This is a genomic window from Pontibacillus yanchengensis Y32, assembly GCF_000770635.1.
Lineage (GTDB): Bacteria > Bacillota > Bacilli > Bacillales > BH030062 > Pontibacillus > Pontibacillus yanchengensis.
The window spans coordinates 1-8,786 of sequence record NZ_AVBF01000103.1 but is presented as its reverse complement, the minus strand read 5'-3'; the positions used below and the strand labels follow the sequence as shown (position 1 = coordinate 8,786).

General features: G+C 38.8%; 9 protein-coding genes and 1 riboswitch. Of the genes, 5 read left to right on the top strand and 4 right to left on the bottom strand.

Annotated elements, in window-relative coordinates; translation table 11 throughout:
• The 3 genes from N782_RS22030 to ytkD all read left to right on the top strand — a co-directional run.
• A partial coding sequence (locus N782_RS22030; RefSeq protein ID WP_237582700.1) for a hypothetical protein occupies positions 1-212 on the top strand: 212 nt, incomplete at its 5' end.
• A 33-nt stretch (positions 213-245) separates the two neighbouring features.
• The gene (locus N782_RS19820; protein WP_052111465.1) at positions 246-851 is read left to right on the top strand and encodes a hypothetical protein; all 606 of its coding nucleotides are present in this window, start codon (positions 246-248) and stop codon (positions 849-851) included.
• A 39-nt stretch (positions 852-890) separates the two neighbouring features.
• Complete coding sequence (ytkD, locus tag N782_RS19815) at positions 891-1,364, top strand: RNA deprotection pyrophosphohydrolase (RefSeq protein ID WP_036824541.1); 474 nt, start codon at positions 891-893, stop codon at positions 1,362-1,364.
• 110 nt (positions 1,365-1,474) lie between these two features.
• Here the strand turns inward: ytkD and N782_RS19810 are convergent, their stop codons facing one another.
• From N782_RS19810 to N782_RS19800, 3 genes are read right to left on the bottom strand one after another with little or no spacing between them, the layout of a single operon-like run.
• Positions 1,475-2,287 carry an ABC transporter permease gene (locus N782_RS19810; RefSeq protein WP_237582699.1) on the bottom strand — a complete coding sequence of 271 codons (813 nt, stop codon included), beginning with the start codon at positions 2,285-2,287 and terminating at the stop codon, positions 1,475-1,477.
• Positions 2,271-3,044 (bottom strand): ABC transporter ATP-binding protein, encoded by a 774-nt coding sequence (locus tag N782_RS19805; RefSeq protein WP_036824536.1) that lies wholly within the window; start codon positions 3,042-3,044, stop codon positions 2,271-2,273. The genes N782_RS19810 and N782_RS19805 overlap by 17 nt, the downstream gene beginning before the upstream one ends.
• A 12-nt stretch (positions 3,045-3,056) precedes the next feature.
• Positions 3,057-4,049 (bottom strand): ABC transporter substrate-binding protein, encoded by a 993-nt coding sequence (locus N782_RS19800; protein ID WP_036824534.1) that lies wholly within the window; start codon positions 4,047-4,049, stop codon positions 3,057-3,059.
• A 93-nt stretch (positions 4,050-4,142) separates the two neighbouring features.
• Here N782_RS19800 and N782_RS19795 point away from each other — a divergent pair, with 93 nt between their 5' ends.
• Positions 4,143-4,919: an alpha/beta hydrolase family protein gene (locus N782_RS19795; protein ID WP_036824531.1), complete on the top strand. Its 777-nt coding sequence runs from the start codon at positions 4,143-4,145 to the stop codon at positions 4,917-4,919.
• Between the two features lie 70 nt (positions 4,920-4,989).
• Here the strand turns inward: N782_RS19795 and pckA are convergent, their stop codons facing one another.
• On the bottom strand, positions 4,990-6,576 hold the full coding sequence (gene pckA, locus N782_RS19790) for a phosphoenolpyruvate carboxykinase (ATP) (RefSeq protein ID WP_036824528.1): 1,587 nt from the start codon (positions 6,574-6,576) through the stop codon (positions 4,990-4,992).
• Between the two features lie 330 nt (positions 6,577-6,906).
• Positions 6,907-7,018: riboswitch (SAM riboswitch) on the top strand.
• 369 nt (positions 7,019-7,387) lie between these two features.
• Between pckA and metK the strand changes: the two genes are divergently transcribed.
• Positions 7,388-8,587 carry a methionine adenosyltransferase gene (gene metK, locus N782_RS19785; protein ID WP_036824525.1) on the top strand — a complete coding sequence of 400 codons (1,200 nt, stop codon included), beginning with the start codon at positions 7,388-7,390 and terminating at the stop codon, positions 8,585-8,587.
• Positions 8,588-8,786 lie beyond the last annotated feature (199 nt).

Below are 8,786 nucleotides of genomic sequence, written 5' to 3'. Positions count from 1 at the left end.
CTTTATTCTACATGAAAGCAACGGAAACATCCCTCTTTTCCAGACCAAAATTTATCTCGACTTCAAGTCTTCAAGATAATGGGGCTACTATGGAACATCAGCCAACAGCCATAGGAAAAAGCGTTCCTACAAAAAGGCTCCACAACAAACAAAGCTTGTCATTCAACAAGTTTTTTAATGTTTATCACTCTTCTAGAAAAGGAAGTATATAACTAGAACACCAAAGATTAAAAGGAGGAGACAAGATGAGTAGGTCAGTTATGAGAAAAACATCAGGACTATTACTAGTAATCATATCTATCACCATGCTAATCATGCCTCAAAGTACGTATTCCATTAATTCTAATGATACTGCTACAGGCACTGACCATACTGTACGTAATTCAACCTCAATACAAAAAACAGCGATGAAATCAGAACAACCTGTATTAGCTAATAATGTTTCAACACAGTCGAAAGAAATGACAACCATTTCTCATAAAATCATTGCTAAACGTACAGATGAATTCATGAACAAACTTGTACAAAAGGCTGGGCCAAATAATAAGGTCAAAGCTTATGATTCAAAAAATGAACTTATACAATCGTTTCAATCCATAAGTACAACTGCTCTTGCGAAGGAATATGTTGATTTTTATTATAAAGAATATAATAATGGACTATACATCGTTCCAACTGAAACACCACCTTGGTTCAATAAAGAAAAACAATACCAAACTAAGCAAATAGACAACAAACATGTTATGGTTATACAAGAGAATCAAAGTGAGATGCATGGGAATTATACCATTGAGATCGAGTTTGCGTACCAAGATAATCAATGGAAAATGATTAACGTGAATCATAAGTAATGGGATAGGAAATGAAGCATTAAAGGCAGTTGATTAGGATTGTTTACCTTTTATGATTTTTACAACAATGAAGTAAAATTATCATTTAGTGATCACCCTTTTTCTACCTCGCCAAAGCACGTGTGGGTAATTAGTCGATTTAAAGAAAAATGGCTTTTAACCGAGCATAAAGATCGTGGTTTGGAATTCCCAGGAGGCAAGGTGGAAGAAGGAGAGACGCCTGAAGAGGCAGCGAAAAGAGAAGTTATGGAAGAAACAGGAGGGGTTGTAGAAGACCTCACCTACATAGGACAATACTATGTTGATGGTAAGGGTGGATGCATCATAAAGAATATTTACTTTGCACATATTGAGGATCTTACTTCTCAACCGAATTACTATGAAACCAAAGGTCCAGTATGCTTAAGTGAGCTCCCTTCTACAATTAAGAGAGATTCTTCTTTTAGTTTTATGATGAAGGATGCTGTGTTACCTCATAGCCTCGAATACTTAAAGAAAGCTCAGTTGCTCTAGATAAGCAACTGAGCTTTTTATTATTAATTTTTATATAGTACAACATTGCTGAACTGTCCACGTTTAGCTCCAGCGCCCGTTGCTAAATAGGGCGCCCCGAGCTTTTGTTCTTATTTAGAGTTCTTAATAAGCTTTCGTTCCAACCGGTCTACAGCTTGATACATGATAGCAGCACATAAAGCAATTAACATTAGACTGGACAAGACTAAGGTAAAGTCAAATACTTGGAAGCCGTAGATGATAAGGTATCCCAATCCTTTTTGAGAAACTAGAAATTCTCCAACGATTACACCAACCCATGAAAGGCCTACATTTACTTTGAAAGTAGAGATAATGGTGGAAAAGGAAGCTGGTAATACTGCTTCTTTAAAGCATTGGTATCGAGTTGCACCAAAGCTGTTAAGCACTTTCAAATAGTTCTCATCGACATCTTGAAAGGCTGAATACACAACGATGGTTGTAATAATCACGGAGATGATTGCTCCCATTGCAATAATTGATACATATCCTGGTCCGAGTGCCACGATAATGATAGGACCGAGTGCAACTTTAGGCATTGCATTCAGAATGACCAAGTAAGGATCAATAATTTTTGAAAAACGTGGAGACCACCATAATATCGCTGCTAGGAAAATCCCAATAAACGTACCAAGTATAAATCCTGCTATGGTCTCGAGTAGTGTTACACGTAAGTGCAAGAAAATGGACCCATCCGTTGCTTTTTGAAAGAGTAAATCAGCTATGCTGGATGGAGAGCTGAAAAGTAAAGGATCGATCCATTGCAATTGACTTGATAGTTCCCATATTGCAAAAAATACAACAAATATAACGAACTGCCATGCCCAAACGTGCCTTTTTTCTTTTTTTAGATGTTTTAGATGATTTTCAAATCGTTGTTGGTCTTGCTTAGGAGTTGTGTTCAAGTGCATTCAACTCCTTCCATATTTCTTGGAACAAATCATTAAAGTCAGCGTCTTGCCTAGCATCAAAGGGGTCTAAAGACTTCAAATGATTTGGCACTTGAAAGGTGGCTGCTATTTTCCCTGGATTAGCACTAAGCAAATAAATGCGATCGCTCATAGCAATGGCTTCTCCTATATCGTGTGTTACGAGTAGAGAGGTTTTGTTGTACTTTTTTAATGTATTAGCTACTAAGTTTTCTAGTTTTAATTTGGTTTGATAATCAAGTGCCGAAAAAGGTTCATCTAATAAGAAAATGTGTGGATCTGTAATAAGTGTTCTTGCCAAAGCTGCTCTCTGACGCATTCCACCAGAAAGTTGTGTAGGGTAAGCAGTGACAACGTTCCCTAGTCCCATATCTTCTAAAATATGAATGGCTTTTTCCTTTATTTCTTGCGTTACATTTCGTTGAATATACGGACCTAGTAATACATTTTGTTGAATGGTTTTCCATGGAAACAAATAATCTTGTTGAAGCATATAACCAATGGATGTGGATTGTTTTGAGATAGGCGATCCATTTACAAATACGTTACCTTCTGTAGGAGTTATTAATCCAGATACAATGGAGAGGATCGTGGATTTTCCACACCCACTTGGTCCTAGGAATGATACAAACTCTCCTTCATCAATGGTGAGGTTTATATCTTCAATTGCTTTTGTATAACTAGATGTTGTGAAGTATTGATGAGAAATGTGCTCTAAGGTAAGGAAACCCACGATTCTCCCCCCTTATTCATTCATAATCTTCTCAGCTATTTTCGTATTTACTAATGTTGAATGCTCTACATCTTCAGGAAGTTCTCCAGAAGCATCCATGATATTTTTCAAATTGTTCCATTCCTCTTGATCTAGAATTGGATCTAATGCATAAGAACCTTGGCTCTTGTAGCGATCAACTACTGTTTCAATTAATTCAATTTCTGTATCTTCAAAATAGGGTTGAATGATGTCTGCAATTTCCCCGGCGCTATGATCTTCCACCCATTTTTGTGCTTTATATAGTGCCCGTGTGAATTTTTCCATGTCTGCTTTGTTTTCGTTCATGAAGCTGTCCTTTGCCATAAAAACAGTGTACGGTACATGACCAGATTCTGTTCCAAACGATGCTACAATATGACCTTTACCTTCTCGTTCAAAAATACTTGCAGTTGGTTCAAACAACTGAACATAATCTCCTGTACCTGAAGCGAAGGCATTTGGAATATTGGCAAATTCAACATTTTGGATTAAGTTCAAATCATTTTGAGGATTGATTCCTTTTTGTTTCAAAACATATTCCCCAACCATTTGAGGCATGCCGCCTTTACGTTGGCCTAAGAATGTACTGTCTTTTAGGTCCTCCCATTTAAAGTTTGGTTGCTCCTCTCGTGCAACGAGGAACGTACCATCTGTTTGTGTCAGTTGTGCAAAGTTGATAACGGGATCACTAGCCCCTCTTGCATACACATAAATGGAGGTCTCTGAGCCTACCAATGCTACATCGGCACCATCAGACAATAGCGTCGTCATTGTTTTGTCGCCGCCCCAGGTTGTTTTTAAATCCACAGATAACCCTTCTTCTTCAAAGAAACCTTTCTCTAATGCTACATATTGTGGGGCATAAAATATCGAACGTGTTACTTCGGCTACTCGAATATTTGTGGGTTCTTTCCCGCAAGAAGCGAGAGGGAATAGAACCATTAAAGCTAACGAAAAATATAGAAACAAACGCATTTTTTTCATTCGAGGTCATCCTCCTGTAAGATAAGTATCAAAAGCTATGATAGCTTATGCTCTGATGCAAAATGTGTGAATGCCTAGAAAGGAAGTATAGATATGAAAGACGCTACAATCATTTCAAAGCAGCGCTATCCATCTCCTAATCCCAGGTTAACGGTTTCGCTTGTTACATATTGGAGCGATGGGTTGCAAGTGAAGGGTTTTTTGGTAGAGCCGAATGATGGGGAGCAATATCCGGGATTTCTTTATCTTCGTGGGGGGATCAAGAATGTAGGGAAGGTTCGTATAGGCCGAATCATTCAATTTGCTTCCTATGGCTTTGTAGTATTTGCCCCATGTTATCGAGGTAATATGGGAGGGGAAGGTAGCGAAGACTTTGCATTACGTGATCGCTTAGATGGTCACAATGGAGCACGTATTCTCTTTAATCATCCTCAAGTTAATGGAGAGGTGAATGTGTTTGGATTTTCAAGAGGTGGGGTTATGGCACTTTGGACGGCTTTGGAGGTTCCTAATATTCACAAAGTTGTATGCTGGGGTGGAGTAAGTGATATGGAGCTTACGTATTGGGAGCGGGAAGACCTTCGTAGGATGTTGAAACGAGTTGTAGGAGGCACACCTAATAAATACCCAGAACGATATGAACAACGAACTCCTTTATCTAGAATGGATAAACTCGACAGTCCTGTTCTCATCATACATGGAGCACATGACCAAAATGTATCGGTGGAGCATTCCGAGAAGCTAGAAGATGTGTTGCAGCAACACGAAAAGCCTGTGACTAGTTGGATCTTTCATGATCTTGATCATTATTTTCCACCAGCTGTTAATAGACGAACCGTGAAGCAGCTTGCTGATTGGCTTAAGGAGTAGACATTAAAAATGGCTAACCCTGTTTGGGCTAGCCATTTTATATAAAGGAGATGAGGGAGTAAATTTGGTGTTACTTATATGTTGGGCCAGCGTTACGAATTTTTTGGCTAACCCCATCAAATTTGCTGAAATTCTCATGGAATTTCTTAGCTAAATGTTTCGCTTTTTCTTGATATTCTGATTCTTTCTTCCAGGTTTTCTTCGGAATTAATACATCGTCTGGAACGCCAGGACAATGTGTAGGGATATTAAGACCAAAGATTTCATCTGTTACTGTTTCGGTGGAGTTCAACTCACCTTCTAATGCGGCTTGAATCATGGAGCGGGTGTAAGAAAGCTTCATTCGGCTCCCTTCCCCATATGCTCCACCAGTCCAACCTGTGTTAACTAAATACACATTCGCATCAAACTGATCGATTTTTTCACCTAACATTTCCGCATATGTGGAAGCATGTAATGGCAAGAATGGTGAACCGAAACAAGTAGAGAAAGTAGCTTGTGGTGATGTAACACCACGTTCTGTACCAGCTAGTTTACTCGTGTATCCACTTAAGAAGTGATACATAGCTTGTTCTTTCGTTAGCTTGCTAATTGGTGGTAGAACACCGAAAGCATCTGCCGTTAAGAAAACTATTGTGTTTGGATGTCCAGCAATACTTGGCTGAGTGATGTTATCAATATTTTCAATAGGGTAAGCTGCACGAGTATTTTCTGTTAAGGATGTATTTTCATAGTCAGGTTCTCTAGTTTCTTCGTCAAGGACTACATTTTCTAGAACGGAACCAAAACGGATAGCATCGTAAATTTGCGGTTCTTTTTCTCTGCTTAAGCTCACGCACTTTGCATAGCAGCCACCTTCGATATTGAAAACGCCACGATTAGACCAAGCATGTTCATCATCGCCAATTAAACGACGATGGGGGTCAGCAGATAAGGTGGTTTTTCCTGTACCAGATAGCCCGAAAAACAAAGCTACGTCTCCTTCTGGTCCAACGTTAGCAGAGCAATGCATTGGTAGGACATCTTGTTGTGGTAATAAATAGTTCATTACAGAGAAAATGGATTTCTTAATTTCTCCAGCATACTCCGTACCACCTATTAATACGATACGGTGTTTAAAGGAAACCATAATAAATGCTTCTGAATGAGTACCGTCCACTTCTGGGTCTGCTTTGAACGTTGGGGCAGACACTACGGTGAATGCGGTTTCATGATTGACAAGTTCTTCAGCTGTTGGACGGATAAATAATTGTTGTGCGAAAAGATTGTGCCATGCGAATTCGGTTAGGACATGAATAGGCAGGCGATATTGCTGATCAGCTCCAGCAAACCCTTTAAAGGAATAAATTTCATCTTGAGCCCCAAGGTGGTGGATTACTTTTTCGTATAAACCTTCGAAAACATCTTCAGAAATGGGCTGATTCACATTACCCCAATCAACCTTTTCCTTAGAGATTTCATCTTCTACGATAAATTTATCCTCAGGTGAGCGGCCTGTGTATCGACCTGTTTCGGCTTGGATGGCTCCTGTTGCTGTTAGCCGACCTTCCTTACGAAATAATATTTTCTCTACTAATTCCGCTACAGAAAGGTTTTTCATAACTGTTTCCTGTGCAAACAGATCAGTCAGCTTTGACTTTTGATTTACCGTACTCATCGAACAAAACCTGCCTTTTTTAAAATAATGGGAACATCGTCATGAAGACGAGAAAAAGCAAATAAAGGTAAAAACTGAGTGGACTCTATATTATAATTAAGAAAATGGTGAGAACCACAAGTCGTTTTTAATGTAAGATTAGTATAACACATTTATCTGATTAGTCCACACTAATCATGGAATTCAAACGGTATGTTTTCTACAATTTTACTATTGTCGTTAGCCAGTATATGTTAACCTCTTTCATTACTCCGCTACTCTTAAGGGGATATCTCTACAATAGTTGACATACCAGGTCCAAAACGTTATGATTGTTCGCGAACGGAAACTATCTTATCCTGAGTTGGTGGAGGGACAGGCCCTAGGAAACCCAGCAACCGTCACTGCATATAGTGAAATGGTGCTAACCTGATGCAAGGTATTGGACCTTGAACGATAAGAGCGAAAGGACCCTTTCCCTTTGCTCAGTAACGGGAAAGGATTTTTTATTTTACTTTAGAAAAGTTCCCTTTTTGAAGGGTTACTATAAAAATAAAGGTAACGACTCTCCCAATGTAGTGAGACGTCGTATTTTTCTAATGCGAAAATGCACATTCGTTATTTAATACTAAATTAAATAATGTTTAACTTTCTGCTTCTTTTTATATATGCACATTGTTTACAAAACGATCATATCATTATTCATTATATCTAGGTTTGATAGCTACTGTTACTTAGTAGAGTAAGGAAGAAATAAGGTTTGTTTCTTATAAAGTCAGCTGGGTGATGAGTTCCGTGTCAATTCATTGTTTTAAAGGAGGAGTTTGAGGGGATGGCTGCAAATCGCCGCTTATTCACATCAGAATCTGTTACAGAAGGACATCCAGACAAAATCTGTGACCAAATTTCTGATGCGATTTTAGATGAAATATTAAAAAATGACCCAAATGCACGAGTTGCATGTGAGACTACTGTAACCACAGGCTTAGTATTGGTTTCCGGTGAAATCTCAACAAATACGTACGTTGATATTCAATCCATTGTACGAGATACCATTAAAGAGATTGGCTACACGAGAGCTAAATTCGGTTTTGATGCTGAAACATGCGCAGTTTTGACTGCGATTGATGAGCAATCAGCTGATATTGCACAAGGTGTAAACGAATCATATGAAACTCGTGAAGGTCAAATGACTGACAAGGAAATTGAAAATATTGGGGCTGGAGACCAGGGTCTTATGTTTGGATATGCTAGTAATGAGACACCTGAATATATGCCATTACCAATTTCTCTTGCTCATAAATTAGCCAAACGGTTATCAGATGTTCGTAAGGATGAAACACTTGAATACTTACGCCCTGATGGAAAAACGCAGGTAACAGTGGAGTATGATGAAAACAATCAACCACTTCGAATTGACACTATTGTCATTTCTACCCAGCATCATCCAGAGATCACATTGGAACAAATTACAGAAGACCTTAAAGAAAAGGTAATCAACCCAATTGTTCCAAAAGAATTACTAGATGACAAAACAAAGTATTACATCAATCCAACGGGCCGTTTTGTAATAGGTGGTCCTCAAGGAGATGCAGGTCTTACCGGTAGGAAAATTATCGTAGATACGTATGGTGGATATGCCCGTCATGGTGGCGGTGCATTCAGTGGGAAAGACGCCACAAAAGTAGACCGCTCTGCTGCCTACGCTGCTCGCTATGTAGCTAAGAATATCGTAGCAGCAAAACTTGCGGATTCTTGTGAAGTACAGCTTGCATATGCCATTGGCGTTGCACAACCTGTATCCATATCTATCAATACGTTTGGTTCCGGTAAGGTGTCTGAGGAAGCTTTAGTAGAAGCCGTTCGTAACATCTTTGACTTACGCCCAGCTGGTATTATTAAAATGCTAGACCTTCGCCGTCCAATCTACAAGGATACGGCAGCATTTGGTCACTTTGGCCGTACAGATGTAGAATTTCCGTGGGAAAAAACGGATAAAGCTTCAGAATTAATTGAACAAGTAAAGAACTAATCGCTAACTGACCTCTCTTTTGTAGGTCAGTTTTTTTTGTGGGAAAAGGCTGTTTTTGGTGTAGGGTATGTGGTTTTAATAATAATGAGATATTCAACAATCGAGGCATAATCTTGAAGACTTGAATTCAAGATATATTTCAAAATTATTATTACTAACTGGTTGGAAAAGATGGATGTTTCCGTTGCTTTAGATGGAA

Bases quoted from the DNA above. Each gene is read 5' to 3' on its own strand.
- N782_RS19795 (WP_036824531.1), top strand. From the start codon at position 4,143: ATGAAAGACGCTACAATCATTTCAAAGCAGCGCTATCCATCTCCTAAT.
- N782_RS19800 (WP_036824534.1), bottom strand. From the start codon at position 4,049: ATGAAAAAAATGCGTTTGTTTCTATATTTTTCGTTAGCTTTAATGGTT.
- pckA (WP_036824528.1), bottom strand. From the start codon at position 6,576: ATGAGTACGGTAAATCAAAAGTCAAAGCTGACTGATCTGTTTGCACAG.
- N782_RS19820 (WP_052111465.1), top strand. From the start codon at position 246: ATGAGTAGGTCAGTTATGAGAAAAACATCAGGACTATTACTAGTAATC.
- metK (WP_036824525.1), top strand. From the start codon at position 7,388: ATGGCTGCAAATCGCCGCTTATTCACATCAGAATCTGTTACAGAAGGA.